This window comes from Akkermansia sp. GGCC_0220, assembly GCF_017566105.1.
GTDB lineage: Bacteria > Verrucomicrobiota > Verrucomicrobiia > Verrucomicrobiales > Akkermansiaceae > Akkermansia > Akkermansia massiliensis.
Genome location: NZ_JABFCI010000013.1, coordinates 63,314 through 88,327, shown reverse-complemented (window position 1 = coordinate 88,327; position 25,014 = coordinate 63,314). Strand labels below are relative to the sequence as shown.

Here is a 25,014-nt window from a genome sequence, read left to right as displayed (position 1 = left end):
ATCCCGAACCTTTGCTGGTAAAGAGCTACCTGTGGGACCCGACGGAACCCATGGCAACGCGCATCCTGATGATGACATGCTGGCAGGAGAACGGAATGAAAGTAAAAGAGCATCTCTACTTCATGTACGATGCCTTGAAGAATGTCACTTCCATCTTCGACGGTCAGCAGAAACAACAAGCCCGCTACGAGTATGCTCCCTTCGGAAGTCCTATCACGGAAGAAGGGGATATGGCCCGGGAGAACAAGTTCAGGTTTTCCTGCGAGTTCTCGGATGACGAACTGGGACTTGTCTACTATAATTATCGGCACCTCAATCCAGCAGACGGCAGGTGGATTAACAGAGATCCCATTCAGGAACAGAGTGAGTGGAATTTGTATGGGTTTGTAAAAAACGTGCCCTCATATTTCATAGACCTTTTAGGTAATAGCCCTTATCAAGGATGGGCATTAAATGGATTACAATTACACCCAAGTGCTTATGAAACAGTAGAATATGAGATTAGTATAACCTACCATGCCTTATGTCAAAATGCTACTTGGTGGGATAGAAGAATTAACGATCTATTAGCAAACAAAACAACAAAATCGCCATCTGATTTTAATCCTAACTCTGAATGTCTGTCATGTCAATGTATTAAAAAATTGACTGTTATTATGCATGGGAGTTCTAGTGGTTCTTATCCTAGAGTTTTTGCTTATTGGGGTGATAGAAGACTCCAAGAAAGTAAAAAATCAACTTTAATATCTAACATGTTTAAAAATATTAAATTTTGCTCAGAATGTACTCTCGAATTGAGAAGTTGCCATCTGGGAGAATCTCCTATTCTAAAAGCACGTTTAGAAGCTAATACAAAATGTAAAGTTCTTCTTTACACAGGAAAAGTTAATGCATTTTTTCCATTTTAATTTTTATGAAAAAAATAATAAAATACGTATCCCTCATTATCTTATCTATTTTTACAATATATATCATTAATTTTATCTATATTTTTTTTCATATAAAGCATGGATTGAATAATTTAGAAAGCGAAACATATATTAAAAATCTGGAAATCATTTCATATAAACCAAGCAATGGAATTGATGATAATTTTTATATTTATGAAAAGGAAAGCCTCATTCCAACATTTATTCCGCAAGATATTATCCTCATCAAAAGAAAAGGTGATAAGGTCCAAATATGGTATGGGGGGCGTTTGTCCAAATTCCCCGAATGGTTTCAAATAAATATTGATGCAGCATATGAAGAGAAAAAATGTCATCCATCCACGGACATTAGTTCATATATAGAAAACACATTGTCCCGAGAGGGATTTCTTAAATTAAATTAAAACAATGAATTTTCATATTTATTAAGGGAACTAGCTTAAGCTACTTGATGCTAAGAAAAACCATTGGGAACCTAAAATTATCGACAGTGATAATTACCCCATGCCCCCCTTGCCATGAAGCCGATCAAATTCCTCCTTATTCCCGTGGCCTTGTTTTTATGGCTGGGATGTTTCATTGTGGCCGAAGATACCGCACTACCTGATAAGTGGACAACCTTTGGTGAAGGCGAAGAACGGGAACGTTTTTCTAACTGCTTTGTCATTAGTTACCCAGACAGCTTTATCATTGATCCTGCCAGTGGAATTTCGTTTAGTCCCACTATAGGGAGAGATGCTCCTATTCCGGAAGAAAACTTGCATACCCTTATATTACACAATGAAAAAAAATCATTAGAAGTCAGGGCTTCAACCTACGGGTTTTTAACTAAGGAGTTTTATGTCCCGCGTGGTTTTGAGTCTCCAAGGGAAGTCATACTGACTGACTTTTTCAGGAATGCATTGACTACCAAAATTATCAGAACACAGTATTACGATTTGTTCTACAGTGAAACAGACAAGGAAGTATTCGCACTTTACCTGAATCGAATTAAAGGCTGGAATGCAAATTACCAAACACTTCTGTTTTTGTTTAAAAATGGTACCACATTTAAAGATCATGCGAAAATGGTGGAGAAAATTATGAAAAAATTTGTTCCAAGTTTCGCACGTCAAGATTAGTTCGTATGATATCGAAAAGTCATTTGCCCTTATAAATAGAAAAGAGAAGAGCAAAAGTGTGCCTTACGTTATTCGGATTTCCTAACTATCATTTTGCCTTTTAAATAATAATGTAATATATAGCACCGAAAGTGGATTTTAATTTAATTGTTTTCTATAATTTTTAATTGATCAATTAACATATAATATACGCCAATTTCGATAATTCCAGAAGAAATATCCTAATATAGAAGAATATTATATTAAGCATAAATTATTTCTAGAGACATATTTTGAATAAAGCTCCCTGAAATTTAAATCTTTGAATCATTGATTTAAAAAATAGATTGTTCTCTTTCTCTAATCTATGCCTGCATCAATGGCAAAGGGAATACATCAATGATGATTTATATGATTCAATTGTTCCACATAAAAACCTGTTGACTTTTCCATTACCAGAATGAGAGAATTCTCCCAGTACAGAGACATTAGAAACGGAATGAGACTTCAAGTCTCCCAGGCCACAAGCTGTGAGAGGTGTATTATTCCTGATTTCTCTCTTTTTCTTTTACGTCCAGAGCCTCAAAGCGGGCCAGAACCCAGCAAAGATCGGAAAGGCGGTTCAGGAAGAGGGCCGTGTTCACGTTGCTCAAGGCATTGTCCAGCCTCAGTGCCACTACCCGGCGTTCCGCGCGGCGGCAGACGGACCGGGCCAGGTCCAGATAGGCGGAACCCAGTGACCCCTCCTTGCCGGGGCGCGCCCACCCCTTGAAGCGGATGTCGCATTCCTTCTCCAGCAGATGGGCCTGTTCCTCCAGCCATGCTACGTCCTCCGCCGTAATGCGGGCATAACCCTTGGCGTCATACTTGGGCAAATCCTCCTCCAGCGTAGCCAGTTCCCCCATGGCCCCCACCAGGCGCGCCTGAACGCCGTCCAGCATTTCCACCGTCCGGGGGCTTACTCCGGAATGGCGCACTACGCCAATCAGGGAATTCAATTCATCCACCGTTCCGTAAGCTTCAATGCGCGGGGCCGTCTTGGGGCTCCGTTTGCCGAACATCAGGTCCGTTTCTCCGCTGTCTCCACGCTTGGTGATCACGCTCATACCCTGTACCCTACCATGCCTGCGCGGCCCTGCACGCAAAAAAGAAGGCATCCCACCTCGCCAACGGCGCAAATTCGATGTTCCGGACAGCCGTCCATCCGCTGGCCCTGTTCCCAGTACCCAATCACCCGGGGATTTTGTCCATTGTGGTTAAAATATCTTGTGCCATTCCTTTCCAGGGCAGGAACTGCGCCATGACACGTCAACCGTTTGAAACTTTTTCCGATGGCTGTACAACCCCTGCATGACCCGGACCAGAGATGAATTGGCAGCGGAAACCGCACCGCCCGTCAAAGTGCCTCTCTGGACGCGGGGCTACGTCCTGGCCTGCTGCGCCAACCTGATGATGGGGCTGGCCTTCTTCGAACTGGTGCCCGTTCTCCCGCTGTACCTGACGGGGCAGTTGCAGGTTTCCTCCGGCTGGCTGGGCTGGATCATGTCCATTTACGTGCTGGCCGCCATCATTTCCCGCCCCTGGTTCGCGCACCGGGTGGATACCGGGGACCGCAAGAAGATTTACATCACGGTTTATATCCTGCTGGCCCTGTCCTTTTCAGGGTATGCCGTGGCCGCCACCGCCCTGGCGTTTTTCCTGACGCGCTTCGTGCAGGGCTTGATCTGGGGCGGCATGACCACCTCCGGTCCGACGATGGCCGTGGATATCATCCCCCCTTCCCGCCGCGGGGAGGGCCTGGGCTTTTTCGGCATGACGATGACGCTGGGCATGTGCCTGGGACCCGTCATCGGCCTCCAGGTATACCAGCAGTACGGTTTTTACGTGATTACGTGGAGCTCCCTGGTCCTGTGCCTGGCTGGGGCGGGCATCGCCTCCCTCATCCGCGCCCCCAGGCGCCCCGTTCAGGAGTCCGTGCATGAAACGCCCAAAAAGGTGCTGGACCGCCTGGTGCTGCGCGTGGGCATTCCACTGGCGGTGAATGTGATGATCGCCTCTTTCTCCTACGGCGTTGTGGCCGTGTATTCCGCCCTGTACGGGAAAATGTACGGTTTCAAGTATGCCGGGCTGTTTTATGCGCTGATGGGGCTGGGCATGCTGGTCTCCCGGTTCATGGTGGGCCGGCAGATCGACCGCGGGCGCGTGGCGGAACTTTCCGTCATCTCGCTGGGCATCCTGACTGTCAGCTTCGGCGCGCTGGCGTTTGCGCCGCTGGAATGGGTCTATTATACCTCCGCCATCCTCATCGGCTTCGGCTTCGGCATCTTCATCCCCACCTTCCAGACCATGAAGCTGAACATGGCGGACCGCGGCCACCGGGGCGCCGTCAATTCCACGTTTTTCACGGCTTTTGACATCGGGGTGGGCACGGGCATGTTTTTCGGGGGCAAGATTTACGCTTACCTGAACCTGAACTGGGCCTTCGGCGCAGGCGCGCTACTGAATCTGCTGGCGATCGTGTACTTCTACCGCATTTCCCTGGACCACTACCGGAAGAACAAGCTTGGCGTGGATTCGGATTGATTTCTCTTCTGCTATTCCCGTTCCGGAGCGGAAAAAACGTCAATCACGCGCCGGGCGGAAGGCCTCACGCGCAGCAGGCGGGGATTCCAGGCCAGGGAAATACTGCGGGACAGCCTGTCCAGCGCAGGATGGGTGACCTTGACGAATCCCCCGCCCAGCTCCGCCTCCGCCATGCAGGGGAGAACCGCCATGAACGCCCCGCTTTTCAGCATGCGCGCCGCAAAGGGAAAGGACTGCGTTTCACACTGCACCCGCAGCCTGATGCCGAATTCCGCGCAATTCCGTTTCAGCGAGGCATGGAAGCCGGAACCGCTCCCCAGCGTAGCCAGGGGGAACATGCCCAGCAGGCGTGAAAAATCCTCCTCCCTTCCCCGCACCTTTTTTCCGGCCAGGGCCGCGGGCACGTACAGCGCATAATCCATGGAGCAGATGGCCCGGCTTTCCAGCCCTTCCGCCGCCAGCGCGCTGGTGCGCACGATGCCGAAGTCCACATCCATGTTCTGAAGCTTGAGGGGAATTTCACTGTTGCGGATGTTCTCCAGTGCAAAGAGCCACGGCAGGCCGCGCTGCTGGATGTCCGCAAGCACGGGAGCAACCACCCACGCGTGGAGGCTGTCTCCGGCGCCGATGGTGAACCGGTAGGGCAGGTTCCGGCTCCGGCTTTTGAAATCGTCCAGCAGGCACAGGCTTTCGCTGGCCAGGCGCACCAGTTCCCATCCGGACCTGGTAAGCGCCAGCACTTTCCCGCGGCGGGCCGCCAGCTCCACGCCGAAGAATTCCTCCAGTTCCTTGATCTGGCGGGAATACAGGCTTTGCCGTGCGCTGTCCCCGCGCGCGGCGGCGGCAATGCTCCCCGCCTTGGCCACTTCTATCAGGGTTTTCAGGCGGTCCAGGGACAGCCCCCGTTCTGCGAAAAGGTGCTCAAACATAACTTTAAAGTCATATTATATGAATACTTGCATAATGCAAGAGTCAGTAAATGCGCTATGGTAACGGAGTCACAGGGCGCAGCGCCGCTTTCCGCGGCCCCCGCCCTTCAACCAAAAGAAAATAAAACCATGATCACCATCGACGGAAAATACACGGAAGCCCGCGTGTTCACGGATGAACTGGAAGACCTGGCCCGCACCCAGATCAGGGACGTCTGCAACCACCCCGCCTTTGAAGGAAGCCGGGTGCGCATCATGCCGGACGTGCATGCCGGAGCCGGCTGCGTCATCGGCTTCACCGCTGAACTGAAAACGGACAAGGTGATTCCCAACCTGATCGGCGTGGACATCGGCTGCGGAGTGCTTACGGCCAGGCTGGCCGGTCTGCCGGATTTCTCCCGGTTTGACGAACGCCTGCGCGAACGCGTCCCGTTCGGCTGGAACACCCGTTCCGCCGTCCACCAGGCCCTGCTGGATGATCCGGAACTGGATGATGAAATCTCCCGCATCTGCGTGGATGTGCTGAGAACGGAGAAAGACAGGCACCGCCGTTCCGTGGGGTCCCTGGGCGGCGGCAACCACTTCATTGAAATAGCACAGGGAACGGAAGACGCCTTTCTGTGCATCCACTCCGGTTCCCGCAACTTCGGCTTGAAGATTGCGGAGCGCTACCAGAAGATCGCCGTGGCCACTTGCCCGGACGCCTATCTCAAGGAACGCAAGAAAGGCCTTTGCTACCTGCAGGGAGAAGATACGCTGAACTACATGCGGGACATGAAGGTGGCCCAGCGCTTCGCCGCCCTGAACCGCCGCGTGATGCTGCATGAGCTACTGGACGATGCCGCGGACCTGGAAATCTTCGACACCGTGCACAACTACATTGCGGAAGACAACGTCATCCGCAAGGGGGCCGTCCGGGCCGGACTTGGAGAAAAGCTCATCGTTCCCCTGAACATGCGGGACGGCTCCGTCATCTGCATTGGCAGGGGGAACGAGGAATTCAATTCCTCCTCCCCGCACGGCGCAGGCCGCAGCATGTCCCGCAAAAAGGCCAAAGCCAACCTTTCCCTGGAGGAATTCGAAGCTTCCATGCAGGGCATTTTCTCCACCTGCGTCTCCCGCGCTACGCTGGATGAAGCGCCGATGGCCTACAAGGATGGAGAAAGCGTGCTGGGCAACATCCATGAAACGGCGGAAATCGTGGAACGCATCAGGCCCGTGTACAACTTCAAGGCGCCCGAATAACAGGACGCCCCAACGCCCGGCCCCTTCCGGAAAAGATTTTCCGGAAGGGACTTTCGCTAATCTCCGGAACCAGGTCAGGAGCGCGTGGCGGAATAAATCAGCTTATAGGGTTCCGCAGTCTGAATCGGAATGGCGTACACCTTGGAGGTATCATTCCATTCCACGCCGGAAACATCAAACTTCTGGCGGTCATAATAACCCACCACCTTTCCGTTGGTCACTACGCAGAAAGCGGCCGCATTCTCCCCATTCCGCACAATAATCATGCTGTCCTTTTTGGAGGCGCTCACGGACGGGCTGAGCTTCGCGTTCTGCTTGTATTTGGTCCAATACCCGTTGAGCTGGGAACCATGCAGGTTCTGTCCCCACAAATCGACCGTTTTCCCATGCTGGTGCAGGAAAGCGATGCGGAATTTCGGCTTGGGGTACCGCCTGGCGGCGATCCGGGCCTTGGAGGCGCGGGCCATTTCCTCCGTCATCTTGAAGCTGTAATCCCCATACTGGTTCCCTTTGTGGTCAATCGGGACGAACCAATTGAAAATTTCAAAGTCATCAGTAAAGTCCGTCCTGCTGACATTGCAGATGCGTTCATACAGGGCCAGATGAGCCTCGGAAACCTCATACGCCTGCCTGGAAAGCGGCTTGCGGCGCAATGATTCAAACAGCGCAGGATAAAATTCCGGGTTGATGCCCAGCTTATGGAAATACAGGTAGAAGGAATATTGGGCAAAACCCCACTTGGCCCAGCCGTTCAGATCATGGAACGGCAGGCCCTTTACCGCCTCTGACAGCAGGTACTTGCACGGGTTTTCCATGTCGGAGGCCAGTTCATTGCCGTTAATGGGGTTGGTCACCTGGTCCAGGATCAACTGGGCGAAGAAGTTATTGGAGCTTTCAGACATGCTGCGCCAGTTGAACGGATGCTGGTAGCAGTGGCCGACTTCATGCCCGAATCCCCAGAGGCGGTTCCCCTGAAGAACGCCGGGGGCGAGCACTTCATTTTTCAGCGTATTTCCCTGATCCCCGACGCTGTAGCCGCAGTAATACCAGGTGGCGAACATATGGGCTCCGCCTTCTACGGAAACTCCAAGCTGCCGGTTGTTATGCGGCTGGGGATATTTGTCAAAGCCCATGATTTTCCACATGGCCCTGACGCTCTCATCCCACACCCTGACGGATTTCGTGATGGAATCCGGGCTGTAAGCCTTCAGATATTCCGTGTGAAGGATCATCATGGAATACCGCCCCACGATGTCGAACATGCTGTGGGGGGCCTTGCCGATCATCCGCTTCCAGTCCTTGTCCGTGTGCCTCGTCACGTCAAAATATCCGTTCACCGTCCCGCTGCCCACGGGGATGTGCACCTTCACAGGCTTCTTGGGCGTGCTGATATCGGTGTGGTACATCACATAAAGCAATCCCGAACGGTTGATTTTGATTTTGTTTACTCCTTCATTCAGGGGATAGGTGGAAGATTCGATTCCCGCCGGGGAAACGGAAGCCAGCGCAATATCCTCTCCATGGGTGGGACCCACGAATACAAGGATTTCATCTCCTTTCTCCGCAGCAATTCCGGTGGGATTGTCAAATTTGTTCAGGGCGTTGATATTTCTCACCTTGGCGGCAAACTCCGGATGGCTGTAAGCCTTGTAGGACGCAATGCGGAATTCCTTGTCTTCATAGGCGCCGGATTTCACTTTCCGCGCAATGAGCTGCAAAAACTCCGGCAGCGCCTTGAGGTCTGCCAGAGTGCACCTGGGATTGATGGAGGAACAGCTCGTGTCTCTGAACACTTTCAGCAATTGCCGGTTGAGCGTGGATTCCGCCTTTTTGTAAAAACTGATCTCCCGTACGGTAAACGCCGGGGAAGCTCCTTCAGGGTAATCAACCTCCACCTTGATTTTCTGAACTTTCTGAAGAGGGTTTTTAAACCTGATCATTTTGGAGCCGCCTATATCAAACTTTCCAAGGTTCTTCCACGACGAGCCGGACATGGCGGACACGGAAACTTCATTGAAATTGGCTCCGGAAAAGGTGATGTAATGAATGGTGTCCGGCACTTCAAATACAAATTCCCCCTCCACATGCCGCGCTCCGGGAACATGCCAGTTGGCGGATTCCAGAGAACCGTCCACAGCCTGCTTTACGGAATGGCCTCCTGAGTAGGGGGACTGAGGGGAAGAAGCCTCCCTTACTTGAAGAGGGATGTCCTCCGGAACGTCCAGTGAAGGATATTTTTCCGCAAGGGACAAATTCGCGGCAAACATTAAAAAAATGAAAAATAAAAAAAACGGAGATAAAATCAGCTCTCTTTTCATAAATAGTACTGGGCCCTGATGATACTATACATGATTTCCAGCGTGCGTTTTTCATGTTATCCCTGTGATGGCGCAAAATCCCCTGATGCAAGGACGGGATTTTTCCTCTGCTCCACGGTCCAATTCTTTCATGGACCCCCACGGAACATTATGCCATGTTATCCTTCATGAACGGAAGACGGTCCCGTCATCAATCAGGAAACAAGCCGGGCAAATGGATTGCCGTCCTGGCCGTTCCCCTCTTTCTCCTGGGCACGGGACTGTTCTCCTTTTTGTGGAACGTTCCGCTGAATACGCTGAGAGCCGCTCATTCCGCCACAGCGCCTCCCGCAATTCTTATCAGGAAAGCTTCTTCCCCGGAAAATCATCCCATAGCCCTGGACTCCTCCTTCCTGGCCGGCATCCAGCCCTTCCTGGAACATTATGCGGGGTCCGTCAGCAATGCCGGGCGCCTTGACTTCACCACCCATGACCCGCAGGAAGTGGAAATACGGATGGACGGGCTCTCCATCGGCCTGAGCCCTTCCCTGGCGATTTTCAATTTCCACACCAGGTACGGGTTCAGCATGCAGACGAGCAGAAAACCGGACGCTGCCGACCGGGCGGTTTACCAGTGGCTGAAAAACATGATGCAACCGGAAGAGCCGGAGGAATCGGGGGGACGTTGACACAGGCATCGAACGGAACAGGCTCGGCGTTGTCTAATCCTTCATCTTCCCGGAAAAGCTGTGGAACGGCAGGTTCTTCAGCCAAGGGAGCAACTGCATCCGCACCGGAAGACGACCCCATACAGCGTTTATGAAACGTATTTACCACGGACCATGGACCCTGGCCGGACTGGCATGCGCCATTCTGGCCGCAGTAGCCATGCTTTCCCTGTTCTCCTGCGGAGAAAACAGACAGGCAGGCAACAAAAACAGACATCATATGGACAACAAGGATTTAAAAACGATTTATCTGGCAGGAGGCTGTTTCTGGGGAGTGGAAAAGTACTTCTCCCTGATTCACGGAGTCAAGGAAACGGAAGTGGGGTATGCCAACGGTTCCACTGCCACCCCCACGTATGAGGAAGTCTGCAGCGGACGCACGGGCCACGCGGAAACGGTAAAAGTGGTATTTGATCCGGAAGAACTCAGCCTCCCGTTCCTGCTGGAACAATACTATTCCATCATTGATCCCGTTTCCGTCAACAAGCAGGGAAACGACAGGGGAGTTCAATACCGCACGGGCATTTATTATACGGATGAGAAGGACAAGCCGATTATAGAAGCCTCCCTGAAACGGCTCCAGCAGCACTTCAAGCAGCCCGTGGCGATTGAAGTTCAACCGCTGCGTCAATTTTCACGGGCGGAAAAATACCACCAGCGCTATCTGGACAACAACCCCGGCGGCTACTGCCATATTCCGCCCGGCAAGTTCCAGGAGGCGGCCCAGGCCAGGGAAGCCGCTCCCGTCTACCGGAAAAAACCGGATGACGAGCTGCGCCGCAGCCTGACGCCCGAGCAATTTGCAGTTACGCGGAACAATGCGACGGAACCTCCCTTCCGCAACGAATATTTCAATAACGACAAGCCCGGCATTTATGTGGACGTTACGACGGGGGAACCCCTGTTTCTTTCCACGGACAAGTTTGATTCCGGCTGCGGCTGGCCCAGCTTCTCCCGGCCCATCAAGGAAGAACTGATTCAGGAAAAACAGGATCTTTCCCACGGCATGCGCCGTACGGAAGTCCGCAGCAAAACGGGGGACGCCCATCTGGGGCACGTCTTCACGGACGGCCCGAAGGACCGCGGCGGCCTGCGCTACTGCATCAACAGCGCTTCCCTGAAATTCATTCCTGAACAGGATATGGAAGCGCAGGGGTATGGAAAATACCTGCCCCAGCTTCGCCGGGAGGCAGCGGACAGAAAATCCGCGGAAAAGTAGCTTATGGAAAAAACGGAAGGTGAACCTCACCTATCCATCAATCCGTTAAAAATCCGGAGGACGAAGTGTGGCCGGATAAAGAACCGGCTCTCGGCTCCATGCAAGATTCCATGCGCACTTATGCCGTAAGACGGGAGACAGGAAACAAAGATGCTGAATGCGGCGTCCCATGCATAAGAGGTTCCGGAAAGGGATAAAAGTAGTACTCCGGAAGAAGATTCATGAAGGCTCCTTCCCGGGCCGCAGGCAGTCAACCAATTCCGGTACGCCTGCGTTTGAAAAAAACGCCCTCCATCCATGCCGCTGCCGATGAATGGAGAGTGGGCAATCGGCAGCAGGCCATGGAGGATTTGGGTTGTTGGGGCAATACGACTTGCAGCAAATGCCGTTTATCTTCATGCCGTTCATTGAAATAGCGACGGCCAGGCGCGTTTTGTGTTAAAAAAATGAGTTTTTTATTTTCAACGCTTTCATCCATCTATTGAAATCGTCCCAATTCTTTGACCATGAACATATCATAAAAATAAAAACCATTTTCTGCCAGCGCCGGATTCCCCTCACCTGCCACAAGAGGGAGGCAAGGAGCTCTTCTCCGCCAACGGTATCCGCCTTCTCCTCCGCGTCACTGCACGATCGTGACGGGAGTACCTACTTTAACGGTCTTGAAAAGCGGCACACAGGAGGAGCGGGTCATGCGGATGCATCCATGTGACTGGGGCGTCTGGAAAACGGGTCCCACGTGCATGCCAATGCCGCTGTCCGTCAGACGCATGAAATAGGGCATGGAGGCATCATATAAGTTGGAGACGTGGTGCACCGCCTTTTCCGTAATGCGGAAATGGCCCACGGGCGTGCGGTGGGAAGCGGTCCCCAGACAGACGGGAAAATCCATGGCTACTTCATCCCCCACCATCAGCTGGCCCCTCTGGCTTCCGCGGCTGATCACCACCCGCGTATTGCCGGGAGTGGCTTTTTTCATAATGTCCTGGTTCATCCACTCGTCATGCACCTCCGTATAATCCACCCCGGCCACCACCACTCTCGTATTCGGCCCGTAAGAAGTCATGGGCATGGTCGTAGGCACGGTCAGGGGCACCATGCGCAAATTCTCTTCCTGCGGCCCTGAACAGGCTGCCAGCGCCAGCGCTCCCGCTCCTGCAATAATTGATAAGGTTTTTTTTGCGTTCATCATCTTTAACCCTTTCAGAGGGTTGGACAATGCCGCGAACTTATTTTCAATGTTTCATGACGCACTCTATCAAAATTCCGGCATGCACGCAAAAGGCGGAAACCGGAAAAAAGCGGCCGTCACGACAGCGGAATATTGCGCGCCACGGTAAACAGGGCAAGTACGGCCACGCCGGCGGTCAGCACCCTCAGGAATACGGTCTTGTCCCTGATGAAAAACAGCGTTCCCAGCCAGATGAGCGTGGGAACCAGCAGCACGTTGTACCGCAGGGAATCAAGCCAATGGCCATGAAGCAGGGCATGCAGGGCCCTGGTGGAACCGCAGCCGTAGCAAAGATAACCCGTGGTTTTATAGAAAAGGCACTCCGGCAGCCAGCCGGACCGGGAAGGGTCATCCACCAGCAGGAGCACCGCGCATGCCGCAGCCAGCAGCGCCAGATACAGGAAAAACAGTTTCATTCCATGAAAAAGGCCTGCGGATCTTCGGTTCTCCGCAAGCCTTGGATTCACGAGCCTGGTGAAGCCTTTTATCAGTTGCGCCAGGCAGTCCAGCCGCCGACCAGCATCAGGACGATGCTGAGAATCACGGCAATAAGGCTCATCGTCTTGCCGTTGCTCTTGTCGGGATATTTGTTGAGGCCTATGATGCCCAGAATGAGGCCTACGAGGCTGCATAAAACGGCAAAGACGAGGGCACAAATGGCAAGCGTATTGTTTGGTCTTTCTAACTCAGACATATTCTTTAATCCAGTTTGATTTTTATTGGGGTGCGCACAGCAGGATGCCAGACGCAAATCCTTGCCATCTAAACAAAATGCCGTGCTTCTACAAGTTTTTCCTGGTTCTGTTGTCAGTTCCTGCGCGTCTTACAGGCAAAAACGCCGGAAAAAACCGGCAGCCCGCGTGCAGAAAGGAATTTCTACGCTTGCGGGAGAGGAGGAAAAATCCTCCCCCCGTCACACAGAGTCCTTGCCTTATCATATTTGGCCTGTATAGTACCCGCGACTGCCAGGAGGGCAGCCGCCTGTTTACAGTTAACCCTCTATTCCGCATCATGACCAAGATTGCCAAGAGCACGTTCACCACGGGAACCGGAACCCCGGGACAGTTTTATTCACTGCCAGCCCTGTCGGAAAACGGCTATCCCCGCCTGAGCCGTCTTCCCGTTTCCATCCGGATCGTTCTGGAATCCCTGCTCCGCAATTGCGACGGCCTGAAGGTAACGGAAAAGGATGTGGACAACCTAGCCTCCTGGAACGCCAAAAATCCCGGTTCCTATGAAATCCCGTTTACGGTGGCCCGCATCGTCCTCCAGGACCTGACGGGCGTTCCGCTGCTGGTGGACCTGGCCGCCATGCGCTCCGCCGTGGCCGGACTGGGAAAAGACGCTTCCGTCATTGAACCGCTGGTTCCCGTGGACCTGGTGGTGGACCACTCCGTCCAGGTGGACTGGGCAGGCCGCACGGACGCCCTGGAAAAGAACCTCGACATCGAGTTCCAGCGCAATGCGGAACGCTACGAATTCCTCAAATGGGGCCAGCAGGCTTTCCAGACCTTTTCCGTAGTGCCCCCTTCCGTGGGCATTGTCCACCAGGTGAATCTGGAATACCTGGCGCAGGGCGTCATGGAAAAGGACGGCGTTTATTTCCCGGACACCCTGGTAGGGACGGACTCCCACACCACGATGATCAACGGCATCGGCGTCGTGGGCTGGGGCGTGGGCGGCATTGAGGCGGAAGCCGGCATGCTCGGCCAGCCGGTCACCTTCCTGGTGCCGGAAGTAGTGGGCGTCCACATGACGGGGGAACTCCGTGAAGGAGTGACCGCCACGGACCTGGCGCTCCATGTCACCCAGATGCTGCGCAGCCACGGCGTGGTAGGCAAATTTGTGGAATTCTTCGGGGAAGGAGCGGCGGCCCTCCCGCTGGCGGACCGCGCCACCGTAGCGAACATGGCCCCGGAATACGGCGCCACCATGGGCTTCTTCCCCATGGACGAACGCTGCTCCGACTACCTGCGCCAGACAGGCAGGAGCGAGGAAGCCATCGCCACGTACGAAAACTACTTCAAGGCCCAGGACCTGTGGGGAATGCCCCGCAATGGAGAACTGGACTACACGGTTCAGCTGGAACTGGACCTGTCCACCGTGGAACCCGCCGTTTCCGGACCCAGGCGCCCGCAGGACCACATCCGCCTGGCCTCCATCAAGGACAGCTTCCGCAAGCTCGCCGGCATGCCCGCGGCGGAAGGCGGTTACGGCAAAAAGGAATCCCCGGCGGTGAAGGTCACCATGCACTCTCCGGCTGGCGTTCCCGTTCCGGTGGAAGGCTTCAGCCAGGAGGCGGAATTGAAAGACGGCAGCATCCTCATTGCCGCCATCACCTCCTGCACCAACACCTCCAATCCGGGCCTGATGCTCGCCGCCGGGCTGCTCGCCAAAAAAGCGGTCGCGCTGGGCCTGCAAGTGCCGCCGCACGTAAAAACGTCCATTGCGCCGGGCTCCCGCATCGCTTCAGACTACTTTGCGGCCAACCAGCTCCAGGAATCCCTGGACGCCCTGGGCTTTGAAACCGTCGGCTACGGCTGCACCACCTGCATCGGCAACTCCGGACCGCTGAATCCGGAACTGGAACAGGCGGTCAGGAACAATGACATCGTGGCCGCCTCCGTCCTCTCCGGCAACCGCAACTTTGAAGCGCGCATTCATCCTTCCATCAAAACCAACTTCCTGATGTCCCCTCCGCTGGTCGTCGCCTTCGCGCTGGCCGGACGCGTGGACATCGACTTCCAGACGGAACCGCTGGGCACGGACCGCAGCGGGAAGCCCGTCTTCCTGAAAGACCTCTGGCCCAGCTCCGGGGAAATCGCGGAAGCCGTCGCCAAATCCCGCAATCCGGAAGCGTACCGGGAACTATACACCATCACGCCGGACAAAAATCCGCGCTGGGCCGCCGTGTATGCGCCGGAGGGCTCCGTCTTCCAGTGGAATGAAAACTCCACCTACATCCAGGACCCGCCCTTCTTCTGCGGCTTCAACGGCCAGCCCCGCACGCTGGCGGACATCCGGGACGCCCGCCCCCTGGGCATCTTTGGCGACTCCGTGACTACGGACCATATCTCCCCCGCCGGAGCCATCCGGGAAACGGGCCCCGCCGGGCTGTACCTGCAAGGCATGGGGGTGGACAGAAAAGACTTCAACTCCTTCGGCTCCCGCCGCGGCAACGACCGCGTGATGGCCCGCGGCACCTTCGCCAACGTCCGCATCAAAAACCTGATGGTGGACGGCACGGAAGGCGGCTATACGCTGTACTTCGGCAACCGCTCCATTCCCGCCCCGGACAAGAAAATAACCTCTGCCGCCGGAGCCCCCGCCTTCATCTATGATGCAGCCATGGCCTACGCGCAGGACGGTGTTCCGCTCATCGTCATCGGCGGAGAAGACTACGGCATGGGCTCCTCCCGCGACTGGGCGGCCAAGGGCACGAACCTGCTGGGCGTCAAGGCCGTCATCACCAAGAGCTTTGAACGCATCCACCGTTCCAACCTCATCGGCATGGGCGTGCTGCCCCTCAACTTCGCCGACAAGGCGGACTACGACCGCATCGCCCCGTTGAAGGACGCCACCTTCTCCATCCTGGGGCTGGACAACGGCATCGCCCCGCGCCAGCAGGTCACGCTGCGCGTGCAGCCCGCAAACGCGGAGGCGTTTGACGTGCCCGTCATCGTCCGCATTGATACGCCCATTGAAAAGGAATACTACCTGGCGGGCGGCATCCTGCAATACGTCCTCACTCAAATCCTCAAATAACGCGGCTTGGCCGGGCTTTTCCGGCGCCGCATCCTTTCCAGACGGGCCGCCCTTCCCCCGAAGGCGCGGCCCGTCTGGCGCCTTCCTCTCCGGGAGCACCCGCAGCTCCATGACACGGCTTGATTAGTTCACTTGAACTAATTCCAAATTCTGCTTGCAATCCTTCCGGGCTGTTTCTAGAACAAACACATGGAATATAGATCTGTCTGGACGGGCTTTCTTGCCGTATTCGCCGCCCTGGCGTTCTGCAGCTGCTCGCAGAACGATAAAATGAGACCGCCGGCCGTCTCCTTCAAAATTCAAAAAGCCCCGGTAGTCCCCCGCACGTCCAACCAGATGGGCCGTGAGGTGGGCATCCGTGTCTCCTACATGCCCAAAAGCACGTATGCCCGCAGGCATGCGACCTCCATGCGCCCCCGCTTCATCACCATCCACAGCACCGCCAACCCCAAGGGAGACGCCAACGCCCATTCCCGCTACCTGAACAGTGGCAAATCCCGCAGCCTGAACTGGCACTTCACGGTGGACCAGTTCGGCGCGTACCAGCACATTCCCACGACGGAAACGGGCCACCATGCGGACCACTCCGGCCCGGGCGACCAATACTCCGTAGCCATTGAAATGTGCGAATGCACCACGCACAATCCCGTCGTCATCTACAACAAGACAGCCAAGCTGGCGGCCCTGCTGATGATGCGCTACAACGTCCCCCTGCGCAACGTGGTGCCCCACAACTACTGGTCCGGCAAGAACTGCCCCGCCCCGCTGATGACCAACGGCCGCCCCGGCTATAAATGGAGCTGGTTCATCTCCCGCGTGGACTATTACTACCGCTGCCTCCAGGCCGGGAAATAATCCCTCCCCCTTTCTGCCGCGCATGCCGCACTCATGACAAGGCGTTCTCTTTACCGTTTCCGGCGGAGGGTGCTTCATGAAGAGTATGAAAATCATCACTTCCCCCGGAGATACGCAGCGGCTGAGCAACGGCCTCCCCATTCCCGGCATCGGTTACGGAACCTACCTGGCCCCGGACGACACGTCGGGAACCCGGAGCATTCTTGACGCGCTGGAAGCAGGCTACCGCCTCATTGACACAGCCAGCGTATACGGCAATGAAAAAACGGTGGGGCGCGCCGTCAGGGAAAGCTCCATTCCGCGGGAGGAAATCTTCATCACCAGCAAAGTCTGGAACACGGACCAGGGTTATGAAAGCACCCTGAGCGCTTTTGACGCCTCCCTGAACCGCCTCGAAACGGATTATCTGGACCTGTACCTGATCCACTGGCCCATCCCCGCCGGATATGAGAAGGACTACAAAGAGCTGAACAGGGAAACCTGGAAAGCCATGGAGCGCCTTTACAAGGAGGGCCAGGCAAGGGCCATCGGCGTCAGCAACTTCCTTCCCCGCCATTTGGAAGCCCTGATGGAACAAGCCGATACCATCCCCATGGTGAACCAGCTGGAAATCAATCCCAGGTACCACCAGACGGAAGCGGTCGCCTTCTGCCGGGAACACGGCATTCTGGTGGAATCATGGGGCCCCCTGGCCCGCGGAGGCGTCCTGGAGGAACCCGTCCTGCGCCGCATCGCGGATAAGCATAAAAAATCCGTAGCCCAGATATGCCTCCGCTGGGAACTCCAGCGCGGCATCGTGCCCCTCCCCAAATCCGTGCATGCGGACAGAATCAAAGCCAACCTGGACATTTTCGGCTTCTCCCTGGACGGAGAAGACATGGCCCTTATTGACACGCTGGACGCCCCCGGGCACTACTCCATTCACCCGGACCATCTTTCCGAGGAGTAATCTTTCCAGAAAAGATTCAAGGACGGACTATTCTCTCCGCTTCCTGGCGGATTCCACCAGGCGTTGACGAGCTTCCTGCCTGGCACGGAATGCCTGTTCGCGTTTTCTTTCCTCCGCCAGCGCCGCTTTCTTTTCGGAATCACGGAGTTTCCCGTAAAGCAGCGGGTTCATGGCGGCCTCGTCCTCCGGGCCTTCATGGTGGTACACGGGCAGCCCGTCCGCAGCCAGCGCCACATGGTAGTAACGGCCGTCCTCCCTGGAGTCCCGGCCTTTTTTATCCAGACGGGAAAGAATCACGGCATACCCCAGCCCCGGAGCGTTCATCAGCTTCCGCTGGTCGTCAAACAGGGCGGCAACGCGCATGTTGTCGTAGTCCAGCTTCATGATGCCGCAGACCATTTTGCCCTCCGTATTCCAGTACATCACCAGCTTCTTTTTTCCCAGGGAATTGGGCTTGCACGTTTCATAGGCTCCCTTGATGGGGCGGCTTTCCATGGACAGGGAGTAGTCCGCATTGCTGTAGGATTTTGTCTCCCTTGCGGCGAGTCGTTCGCCCGGAGGAAGCAGGGAGGAAACGGGAGCGCGCATTTCCGTCCGTTCCTCAGGCATGTACTTGGAGGGAATGAGCAGTCCTTTTCCGGTATCGTAATAGGCGTAAAGGCTTCCCTGGTCCAGAACCATGTCAAAGTTTTTCTGCCCCCTCCCGCTTTCCGGGCGCGCCTGCGGGCGGCAGTATTCCTGAATTCGGAACGGAGGGCCCTTGATGGCGGAAAGGGAGGTGGTACAGACCAGCCCGTCCACCTTCCTGGTTCCCGTCAAGGTTCTGGCGGGGTTTTTCCGGGCCGCTTCATTATACCGGGGAGTGATGTCTTTTTCCACCGGCGTCCACGTTGTTTTTTCCAGCTCCTTCATCAGGAACGGCCAGAGCATCGCGGCCAGCTTCAGGTCCCGGCGCGCCGCCGTGCCCGTCAGGGAAGCCGCCAGCGCCGCGTCTTCCTCATCCAGGCGGTTCAGCGGAATTTCCACACGTTTCCGCCCCGTTTTAAGCGCCAATCTGGAACCCGTGCAGGATTGAAAACTGCCTTTTACCACGTCTCCGAGCTTGGATATCCATTCCCGTTCGCCCGGAAAGGCATATTCATCAGCCGGCGCACAAACCGCGCCGCACCATACCAGCACAGCAAGCAGAAGGAGTTTCATCGTCAGGAACACAGGGTTGCAACTGCAACCCTAACAACAGGGCCGGCCGGATAAAAGCTTTTAATTGACCGCCGCTGCATCGGGAACCCGGAACAAGAAAGGGGAAAACGGCCTCATCACATGTCATCCGGAGGCCATGCAGGGCCGATAAGGGCCGGAAGGCCCTTTTTCCCGGGCGGGAGACCGTGACAAACCGGGGGGAATTGGAAGAAGCAAGGGAAACTGAATTTGGCTTGCCCGGGAGTGAGGAGCTCCCGCCCCTCATCATTCCCTCCAATCAGCGGCCTCATGCCTCCCTGACCGCGCATCCGGAGAAAATCCTCGGACCGCAGTTATTGCTTCTTCCCTTTTTTAGGAGCCGCCTCTGCCGTTTTAGCGCTTCTTCCCGCGCCTTTCCCGGCAGTTTTGGGCGTCCTGGCCGTTTTGGAAGCCGGAGCTTTTTCCTTGTCTTCCGACTTGGCCGCAGCTTTTTTAGCCGGATATTTCTTTTCCCGGGGCGGGAATTCAAAGCCGATCTTGCCCGTCTTCGCATTGAAGACCAGATAAGCGTCAAACGGGCGCTTGGTGCGCTGGGAGATGAAGCCCTTCATCAGGTCGGACTTTCCTTCCGCCAGAATCTTCAACACCTGGTCCAGCGGAATTTCACGGCCCAGGATGGTGCGGGAAACGGAGACGGCGGCATTTTCCTTTCCAATGGCCAGGGAAGGGACTTTCCAGGCCTTGGCCGTTTCCATCACATCGTGTTCCCCCATGTCCGGGATGGTGACGGAGGCCACTTTCACGGCTTCCTCCGTCCCGGCGGCTTCATCCTCCTCCCGCGCCGGGAAGTAGAGCGTGGCGCGGAACTTGTCGTTGAGCTCCAGCCCCGCTTCAAAGGGTTTGCCGAACCGGGAGGTGAATCCGTGGAGGATTCCCGTCTTGCCGTCCACAATGAGGGTTTTCAGCTCTTCATCCGTCATGTCGCGGCCGGAGATGACCTTGCGGATGCTGAACTTGCAGGAACGGCAGGAAACGGCGTCCAGCGTGTTTTTCAGGCCGTGGGCATGGCAGGACGGGCAGTCCAGTTCCATTTCCGGCAGTTCCACCTGCTGCTGGGCTTCCCGGAAGTCTTTCACTCTCTTTACAATTTCCCCGGTCAGGGTCTTGATGCCTTCCATGAAGGAATCCCTCGGCAGGGCGGCCTGCTCCATCTGCTTGAGCTTGTATTCCCATTCCCCGGTGAGGCTGGGGGAGGTAAGCGTTTTCAGCCCGATGCGTTCCAGCAGGGCGATCAGTTCAATCCCGCGGCGCGTCGCCAGAAGCTCGCGGCCGTCCCGGACAATGTATTCCTGGGAAATCAGGCCTTCAATGATGGAGGCGCGGGTGGCGGGGGTGCCCAGGCCGCGTTCGCTCATGGCGGCGGCCAGTTCTTCGTCATGCACCAGCTTTCCGGCGCCTTCCATGGCGGCCAGCAGCGTGGCTTCATTATACCGTGCGGGCGGCTTGGTCATGGCGTTGCGGATTTCAATTTCACGCACGGCAGCCTGTTCCCCGTCATGGACGGGCACCAGCTCTTCCTTGGAGGAACTGCCCGCCTTGCGTCCGTAGACGGCCTGCCAGCCCGGTTCCACCAGCACGCGGCCCGTGGTGAGGAAGGCGTCCGTCACGCCGCCCTGGTGGGCAATGAGCGTGGTTCTGCGCGTGTCCTCAAACACGGCGGGGGGGAAAAAGACGGCCAGGAAGCGGGCCATGACCATTTCAAAGAGTTTCTGCGCGTCTCCGGTGAGCTTTTCCATCTTGCCGGTCGGGATGATGGCGAAGTGGTCGCTTACCTTTTTCGTGTCAAACACGCGCCGGTTGGGCTTGATGCGCTTGTTGTCCAGGATGTCCTTCGCAAAAGCGGCGAATTCCGGATCCTGCTCCGCCACCGTGCCCACGATGCCGTAGACCTTGCCCAGATAGTCCTCCGGCAGGTAGCGGGAGTCCGTACGGGGATAGGTGAGCACCTTGTGCTTTTCATAGCACTCCTGGGCCAGCTGCAGCGTGCGCTTGGCGGAAAAGCCGTAGCGGTTGGCGGCTTCCCTCTGGAGGGAGGTCAGGTCATACAACAGCGGGGCGATGGTTGTGACGGGTTTCTTTTCCTCCGTCACCGTGCCGGATTTGCCGCGGCAGCGGTCGCGGATGACGGTCGCCTGTTCCGGGTCCCAGATGCGTTCCGCGCGGGACTGCGGGTTGTCGTCCTTTTTCCAGTCCCGGTCAATCCAGCGGCCGGAGTAGGAGCCGGACTGCACGCCGAATTCCGCCCACACTTCCGAATAGGGCACCGGTTCAAACGCCTGGATTTCCAGTTCCCTCTGCGTCAGAATGGCCAGCGTGGGGGTCTGCACGCGTCCGGCGGGGGTGACGTTGAAGCCTCCGCGGGATTGCAGGATGGTAAGGGCGCGGGTGCTGTTCAGGCCCACCAGCCAGTCTGATTCGGAACGGCACACGGCGGCGTTCGTCAGGGGCTGCATGTCGGCCTCGCTCCGCATGCTGTGCCACGCATTCAGGATGGCTTCATCCGTCATGGACTGCATCCACAGGCGGCGCGCAGGCTTGGTCCATTTTCCGTAACGCACCAGGTTGTGGAAAATGAGCTCCCCTTCGCGCCCGGCATCGCATGCGTTGACGATTTCCGTCACGTCCTTGCTTTTGGCGAGCTGGAGAACCTTTTTCAGGCGGTCTTCCGACTGTTTGATGGGTTCCAGTTCAAACGTCCTGGGGATGACGGGCAGATAGTCGAACTTCCATGGCAGGGACTTGCCGCCCTCCGTCATGGGCTTCTTCTGTTCCAGCAGGTGGCCCACGGCGGACGTGATGATGGCCCGGTCATTCTGGTAAAACGCGCCGGATTTGTCCCGGGTGAATTTCCCAAGCTCCTTGCCGAGGACTCTCGCCAGATCAGTGGCGACGCTCGGCTTTTCTGCTATAATTAACGTTTTGGACATATCGGCGGCTCGGAAAAATAGAAGTGGTAAACAGTGGCGGCAACCTTTCCCGCATCTGCGGCGCGTTGCATTTGGAGGTGAATTCCTACTCCCCTACCCCCCATGCTTGTCAATAACCAATTATGTATTTACGGGAAAAGCGAGCTTTTATGTCAGAATAACGGATTTTCCCGCCTCCATTTTCCGGAAAAGCCGCGCTGGCACCTTGCCAGCCATCTTACGCCATGCTATTTGTGGGATGATGAAAACGAGCCTTCCTTTCGTCCTGCTTCCCGCCTGCCTCGCGCTGCTGGGGGCCTGTTCCCCCACGCCGTCCGACCGCATCGCGAAGAATATGCAGGCCTATGAACAGCTTCCGAAGGAGCAGCAGGCCAAAGTGGCGCGCGGAGAGCTGGAAAAGGGCATGTCCCCCATGGCGGTCCTGCTGGCATGGGGGGAACCTGAACAGAAGATGGCAGGCCGGATGAACGGGAAGAATACGGAACGGTGGATTTACACGCGGAGCGGCACGGGCTGGTCCGTGGGCCTGGGCGGAGGCGGATTCCGCAGCAGGGATTCCGGGGTAGGCACCGGGATAGGCGTCACGATGCCCCTGGGCAGCCGTCCGCCCGTTTCCTATAATGTCCTGTTTGAAAATGGAAAGGTCATCGGCTGGGAAGCCGTCAATGGCTTTTAAACGGCATTTCCCCGGATAACGCTTTTCCATCCGTTCCGCCCCGGCATCTCCCGCGGGGCGCACCGTTTTTCCTATTTGCCGGCGGCCTTGACGATGGCCTCCACCAGGCCGTTGATGTCGTGCGTTTTCGCGGTAATCGAGGGTGCGCGCCCCAGCTCCTTGAGGGTTGCCGTGGTCACGGGCCCGATGCTGGCGGCCTTGCAGCCGTCCGGCCACGGAAGCCCCAGCTTGAAAAAGTTTTCCGCCGTGGAGGAGCTGGTGAACGTCACGATATCCGCCCCCCGCTCCCGGAAAGCCGCCTGGGCTCCCGCCACGTCCTCCGTTTCCGCTTCCGTCCTGTAGGCGATGCATTCGTCCACAATAGCTCCCAGAGCGGTCAGGCCGTCGTAAATCACGCGCCGCGCTTCCTCCCCGCGCACCCACAGGAACGTGCTGTGCTCAATGGTTCCGATTTCCTCGCGGGCGTCCTTGAAGGCCTTGACGAGTCCTTCCGCCACGAATTTTTTAGGCATGATATCCACGGCCAGCCCGTATTCCCGGAGCTTCGCCTCCGTTCCGGGCCCGATGGCCGCAATCCTGGCGCCTCCGATGCTCCGGATGTCCTGGTACACGGCAAAAAACGCCTGGAAGAAGCGTTCCACCCCGTTGGGGCTGGAGAACACCAGCCAGTCATAGGTATGGGCGTGCACCACGCCTTCCGCAAATTCCCGCTTGTTGGAGGGGGGGGCCATGCGGATAGTGGGCATTTCCAGCACTTCCGCACCCAGACGGCGCAGGCGCACGCTCAATTCCCCGGCCTGGGCGCGGGTGCGCGTCACCACGATGCGCTTGCCGAACAGGGGCAGTTTTTCAAACCAGGCCAGGCTGTCGCGTTCCTTCACCACATCCCCGATCACGACTACCGCAGGGGCGCCCAGCCCGGCCTTTTGAACCTTGGCGGGCAGCGTCCGGACAGTGCCCGTAACCGTGCGCTGAATGCCCGTGGTGGCCCACTGGATGGCGGCGGCCGGCGTGGACGGCTCCTGCCCGTATCCGGTCAGGGCTTCGCAGACGTCCGCGAGCTTCTGCATGCCCATCAGCATGATTTTCGTGCCCTGCGCTCCGGCGATTCCTTTCAGGTCCAGGGAAGATTCCTTCTTGTTCACGTCTTCATGGCCCGTGAAGACGGTAAATTGCGTGCAGTACTTGCGGTGCGTCACCGGAATGCCCGCATAGGCCGGCCCCGCAATGGCGGAGGTAATGCCCGGAATGACTTCAAACGGCACGCCCGCTTCATGCAGGGCGTCCGCTTCCTCCCCCCCGCGCCCGAAGACGTAGGGATCGCCGCCTTTCAGGCGCACCACTTTTTTCCCGGCGCGTCCCAGCTTGACCAGCAGGGCATTGATTTCCTCCTGCGGCAGGGCGTGGCGGGAAGCCCGCTTGCCCACAAAAATCCTTTCACATGCGGCAGGAGCCCAGTTCAGCAGTTCCGCCGAGCTCAGCGCATCATATACCAGCACTTCCGCCGCTTCCACCAGTTCCCGCCCGCGGACGGTCATCAGGCCGGGATCCCCCGGACCCGCTCCAAGCAAATAAACAATACCCTGTTGCATGCTGTCATTCAACTTCATCACCCGCTTTTTGGCGACAATAAACCCCGCCATGCCCGGATTCATTCCATTGATGGCAGAATTGTCACAAGACATCCACAAAAGATTCTTGTTTTTTGAATAAATACAATTATCACGTATTTATGAATATTTCACGTATACTTACGACCACTCTCGCTGCCGCATTCACCCTTCCGGCTTTGGCAGATATTCCGGCCTCCCGAGTTCCCGCCCCCGTGAAGGAACAGGTGCAGAAGCAGTATCCGAACGCCGGCGCCATCGAATGGGATTTCGACAACGACGAAGACGTTTACGAGGCGGAATTCCACCTCAACGGCCTGGAATACGACGTCAAGCTTTATCCGGACGGCACCGTCTGCCTGATTAAGGCGGACATGCGCCTTCAGGATCTGCCCGCCCCCGTTACGGCGGCCATCGCCCGCGATTTCCCGGGGTACGCTCCCCGCCGCGCCAAGCAGATCACCGCCAGGGGAGCCCTGAAGTACCGGGTGGACTGCCGGTCAGAAACCACCGCCGTCCGCAAACTGGAGCTTTACTATGCCCCAGACGGCAAACTTCTTTCCCAGAAGGCGGACGATTGAATGCGCCGTTCTTCCGCATGTTTCCGTATGACAGAAGCCGGGGGAACCTCCCCCGGCGGCTGACACGGCGCCCTCTGGATTCAACAAAGCCTTATGATATAAGGTCAAACTTGCAATGATTGAGTTATTCAATATCGACTTCCTTTCCTAC

21 protein-coding genes are annotated in these 25,014 nt (G+C 56.2%); 12 read left to right on the top strand and 9 right to left on the bottom strand.

Annotation, left to right across the window (positions count from 1 at the left end):
- The 3 genes from HJW02_RS09920 to HJW02_RS09910 form a co-directional block, all read left to right on the top strand.
- Positions 1-908: RHS repeat-associated core domain-containing protein (locus HJW02_RS09920; RefSeq protein WP_208050635.1), on the top strand; the 908-nt coding region annotated here is incomplete at its 5' end.
- A 5-nt stretch (positions 909-913) separates the two neighbouring features.
- Positions 914-1,333: a hypothetical protein gene (locus tag HJW02_RS09915; RefSeq protein ID WP_102722240.1), complete on the top strand. Its 420-nt coding sequence runs from the start codon at positions 914-916 to the stop codon at positions 1,331-1,333.
- 114 nt (positions 1,334-1,447) lie between these two features.
- Positions 1,448-2,050 (top strand): hypothetical protein, encoded by a 603-nt coding sequence (locus HJW02_RS09910; protein ID WP_102722239.1) that lies wholly within the window; start codon positions 1,448-1,450, stop codon positions 2,048-2,050.
- Positions 2,051-2,571: 521 nt separating this feature from the next.
- Here HJW02_RS09910 and HJW02_RS09905 read toward each other — a convergent pair.
- Positions 2,572-3,135 (bottom strand): cob(I)yrinic acid a,c-diamide adenosyltransferase, encoded by a 564-nt coding sequence (locus HJW02_RS09905; RefSeq protein ID WP_180971007.1) that lies wholly within the window; start codon positions 3,133-3,135, stop codon positions 2,572-2,574.
- A gap of 244 nt (positions 3,136-3,379) precedes the next feature.
- Between HJW02_RS09905 and HJW02_RS09900 the strand changes: the two genes are divergently transcribed.
- Positions 3,380-4,612, top strand: coding sequence for an MFS transporter (locus HJW02_RS09900; protein ID WP_102722237.1), 1,233 nt, complete (start codon positions 3,380-3,382; stop codon positions 4,610-4,612).
- Positions 4,613-4,623: 11 nt separating this feature from the next.
- Here HJW02_RS09900 and HJW02_RS09895 read toward each other — a convergent pair whose 3' ends face one another.
- The gene (locus tag HJW02_RS09895) at positions 4,624-5,541 is read right to left on the bottom strand and encodes a LysR family transcriptional regulator (RefSeq protein WP_102722236.1); all 918 of its coding nucleotides are present in this window, start codon (positions 5,539-5,541) and stop codon (positions 4,624-4,626) included.
- Positions 5,542-5,670: 129 nt separating this feature from the next.
- On the opposite strand from HJW02_RS09895, the gene HJW02_RS09890 reads away from it, so the two are divergent.
- Complete coding sequence (locus HJW02_RS09890) at positions 5,671-6,786, top strand: RtcB family protein (RefSeq protein ID WP_102722273.1); 1,116 nt, start codon at positions 5,671-5,673, stop codon at positions 6,784-6,786.
- Between the two features lie 74 nt (positions 6,787-6,860).
- On the opposite strand, the gene HJW02_RS09885 is transcribed toward HJW02_RS09890, so the two are convergent.
- Positions 6,861-9,053 (bottom strand): M60 family metallopeptidase, encoded by a 2,193-nt coding sequence (locus HJW02_RS09885; protein WP_180971006.1) that lies wholly within the window; start codon positions 9,051-9,053, stop codon positions 6,861-6,863.
- A 218-nt stretch (positions 9,054-9,271) separates the two neighbouring features.
- On the opposite strand from HJW02_RS09885, the gene HJW02_RS09880 reads away from it, so the two are divergent.
- Together HJW02_RS09880 and msrB are read left to right on the top strand one after the other, a co-directional pair.
- Positions 9,272-9,772 carry a hypothetical protein gene (locus tag HJW02_RS09880; protein ID WP_146018187.1) on the top strand — a complete coding sequence of 167 codons (501 nt, stop codon included), beginning with the start codon at positions 9,272-9,274 and terminating at the stop codon, positions 9,770-9,772.
- Between the two features lie 130 nt (positions 9,773-9,902).
- On the top strand, positions 9,903-11,030 hold the full coding sequence (gene msrB, locus HJW02_RS09875; RefSeq protein ID WP_102722233.1) for a peptide-methionine (R)-S-oxide reductase MsrB: 1,128 nt from the start codon (positions 9,903-9,905) through the stop codon (positions 11,028-11,030).
- Between the two features lie 622 nt (positions 11,031-11,652).
- On the opposite strand, the gene HJW02_RS09870 is transcribed toward msrB, so the two are convergent.
- From HJW02_RS09870 to HJW02_RS09860, 3 genes are all read right to left on the bottom strand, one after another.
- Positions 11,653-12,222, bottom strand: coding sequence for a L,D-transpeptidase (locus HJW02_RS09870; protein WP_205597365.1), 570 nt, complete (start codon positions 12,220-12,222; stop codon positions 11,653-11,655).
- Between the two features lie 116 nt (positions 12,223-12,338).
- Positions 12,339-12,677 (bottom strand): DUF2752 domain-containing protein, encoded by a 339-nt coding sequence (locus HJW02_RS09865; RefSeq protein ID WP_022396799.1) that lies wholly within the window; start codon positions 12,675-12,677, stop codon positions 12,339-12,341.
- Positions 12,678-12,748: 71 nt separating this feature from the next.
- A complete protein-coding gene (locus HJW02_RS09860) occupies positions 12,749-12,955 on the bottom strand; it encodes a hypothetical protein (RefSeq protein WP_022396800.1) in 207 nt (68 codons plus the stop codon).
- A 317-nt stretch (positions 12,956-13,272) separates the two neighbouring features.
- Between HJW02_RS09860 and acnA the strand changes: the two genes are divergently transcribed.
- From acnA to HJW02_RS09845, 3 genes are all read left to right on the top strand, one after another.
- On the top strand, positions 13,273-16,026 hold the full coding sequence (gene acnA / locus HJW02_RS09855) for an aconitate hydratase AcnA (RefSeq protein ID WP_102722231.1): 2,754 nt from the start codon (positions 13,273-13,275) through the stop codon (positions 16,024-16,026).
- Between the two features lie 189 nt (positions 16,027-16,215).
- The gene (locus HJW02_RS09850) at positions 16,216-16,881 is read left to right on the top strand and encodes an N-acetylmuramoyl-L-alanine amidase (RefSeq protein WP_102722230.1); all 666 of its coding nucleotides are present in this window, start codon (positions 16,216-16,218) and stop codon (positions 16,879-16,881) included.
- A 76-nt stretch (positions 16,882-16,957) separates the two neighbouring features.
- Positions 16,958-17,830 (top strand): aldo/keto reductase, encoded by an 873-nt coding sequence (locus HJW02_RS09845; protein WP_022396803.1) that lies wholly within the window; start codon positions 16,958-16,960, stop codon positions 17,828-17,830.
- A gap of 27 nt (positions 17,831-17,857) precedes the next feature.
- Here HJW02_RS09845 and HJW02_RS09840 read toward each other — a convergent pair whose 3' ends face one another.
- Both HJW02_RS09840 and topB read right to left on the bottom strand, forming a co-directional pair.
- Complete coding sequence (locus HJW02_RS09840; protein ID WP_102722229.1) at positions 17,858-19,030, bottom strand: hypothetical protein; 1,173 nt, start codon at positions 19,028-19,030, stop codon at positions 17,858-17,860.
- A 332-nt stretch (positions 19,031-19,362) separates the two neighbouring features.
- A complete protein-coding gene (gene topB / locus HJW02_RS09835) occupies positions 19,363-21,996 on the bottom strand; it encodes a DNA topoisomerase III (protein WP_102722227.1) in 2,634 nt (877 codons plus the stop codon).
- A 241-nt stretch (positions 21,997-22,237) separates the two neighbouring features.
- On the opposite strand from topB, the gene HJW02_RS09830 reads away from it, so the two are divergent.
- Positions 22,238-22,672: a hypothetical protein gene (locus tag HJW02_RS09830; protein ID WP_022396806.1), complete on the top strand. Its 435-nt coding sequence runs from the start codon at positions 22,238-22,240 to the stop codon at positions 22,670-22,672.
- A 71-nt stretch (positions 22,673-22,743) separates the two neighbouring features.
- On the opposite strand, the gene cobA is transcribed toward HJW02_RS09830, so the two are convergent.
- A complete protein-coding gene (gene cobA, locus HJW02_RS09825; RefSeq protein ID WP_102722271.1) occupies positions 22,744-24,264 on the bottom strand; it encodes a uroporphyrinogen-III C-methyltransferase in 1,521 nt (506 codons plus the stop codon).
- A 140-nt stretch (positions 24,265-24,404) separates the two neighbouring features.
- On the opposite strand from cobA, the gene HJW02_RS09820 reads away from it, so the two are divergent.
- Positions 24,405-24,863 (top strand): PepSY-like domain-containing protein, encoded by a 459-nt coding sequence (locus tag HJW02_RS09820; RefSeq protein ID WP_022396808.1) that lies wholly within the window; start codon positions 24,405-24,407, stop codon positions 24,861-24,863.
- The last annotated feature ends 151 nt before the right edge of the window (positions 24,864-25,014 follow it).

What these genes read in the sequence shown, in the direction of transcription:
- HJW02_RS09865 (WP_022396799.1), bottom strand. Translation starts at nt 12,677, where the DNA reads ATGAAACTGTTTTTCCTGTATCTGGCGCTGCTGGCTGCGGCATGCGCG.
- cobA (WP_102722271.1), bottom strand. Translation starts at nt 24,264, where the DNA reads ATGCAACAGGGTATTGTTTATTTGCTTGGAGCGGGTCCGGGGGATCCC.
- HJW02_RS09850 (WP_102722230.1), top strand. Translation starts at nt 16,216, where the DNA reads ATGGAATATAGATCTGTCTGGACGGGCTTTCTTGCCGTATTCGCCGCC.
- HJW02_RS09870 (WP_205597365.1), bottom strand. Translation starts at nt 12,222, where the DNA reads ATGATGAACGCAAAAAAAACCTTATCAATTATTGCAGGAGCGGGAGCG.
- HJW02_RS09890 (WP_102722273.1), top strand. Translation starts at nt 5,671, where the DNA reads ATGATCACCATCGACGGAAAATACACGGAAGCCCGCGTGTTCACGGAT.
- topB (WP_102722227.1), bottom strand. Translation starts at nt 21,996, where the DNA reads ATGTCCAAAACGTTAATTATAGCAGAAAAGCCGAGCGTCGCCACTGAT.
- HJW02_RS09820 (WP_022396808.1), top strand. Translation starts at nt 24,405, where the DNA reads ATGAATATTTCACGTATACTTACGACCACTCTCGCTGCCGCATTCACC.
- HJW02_RS09880 (WP_146018187.1), top strand. Translation starts at nt 9,272, where the DNA reads ATGAACGGAAGACGGTCCCGTCATCAATCAGGAAACAAGCCGGGCAAA.
- HJW02_RS09845 (WP_022396803.1), top strand. Translation starts at nt 16,958, where the DNA reads ATGAAGAGTATGAAAATCATCACTTCCCCCGGAGATACGCAGCGGCTG.
- HJW02_RS09905 (WP_180971007.1), bottom strand. Translation starts at nt 3,135, where the DNA reads ATGAGCGTGATCACCAAGCGTGGAGACAGCGGAGAAACGGACCTGATG.
- HJW02_RS09840 (WP_102722229.1), bottom strand. Translation starts at nt 19,030, where the DNA reads ATGAAACTCCTTCTGCTTGCTGTGCTGGTATGGTGCGGCGCGGTTTGT.
- HJW02_RS09910 (WP_102722239.1), top strand. Translation starts at nt 1,448, where the DNA reads ATGAAGCCGATCAAATTCCTCCTTATTCCCGTGGCCTTGTTTTTATGG.
- msrB (WP_102722233.1), top strand. Translation starts at nt 9,903, where the DNA reads ATGAAACGTATTTACCACGGACCATGGACCCTGGCCGGACTGGCATGC.
- acnA (WP_102722231.1), top strand. Translation starts at nt 13,273, where the DNA reads ATGACCAAGATTGCCAAGAGCACGTTCACCACGGGAACCGGAACCCCG.
- HJW02_RS09915 (WP_102722240.1), top strand. Translation starts at nt 914, where the DNA reads ATGAAAAAAATAATAAAATACGTATCCCTCATTATCTTATCTATTTTT.
- HJW02_RS09860 (WP_022396800.1), bottom strand. Translation starts at nt 12,955, where the DNA reads ATGTCTGAGTTAGAAAGACCAAACAATACGCTTGCCATTTGTGCCCTC.
- HJW02_RS09830 (WP_022396806.1), top strand. Translation starts at nt 22,238, where the DNA reads ATGAAAACGAGCCTTCCTTTCGTCCTGCTTCCCGCCTGCCTCGCGCTG.
- HJW02_RS09895 (WP_102722236.1), bottom strand. Translation starts at nt 5,541, where the DNA reads ATGTTTGAGCACCTTTTCGCAGAACGGGGGCTGTCCCTGGACCGCCTG.
- HJW02_RS09885 (WP_180971006.1), bottom strand. Translation starts at nt 9,053, where the DNA reads ATGTTTGCCGCGAATTTGTCCCTTGCGGAAAAATATCCTTCACTGGAC.
- HJW02_RS09900 (WP_102722237.1), top strand. Translation starts at nt 3,380, where the DNA reads ATGACCCGGACCAGAGATGAATTGGCAGCGGAAACCGCACCGCCCGTC.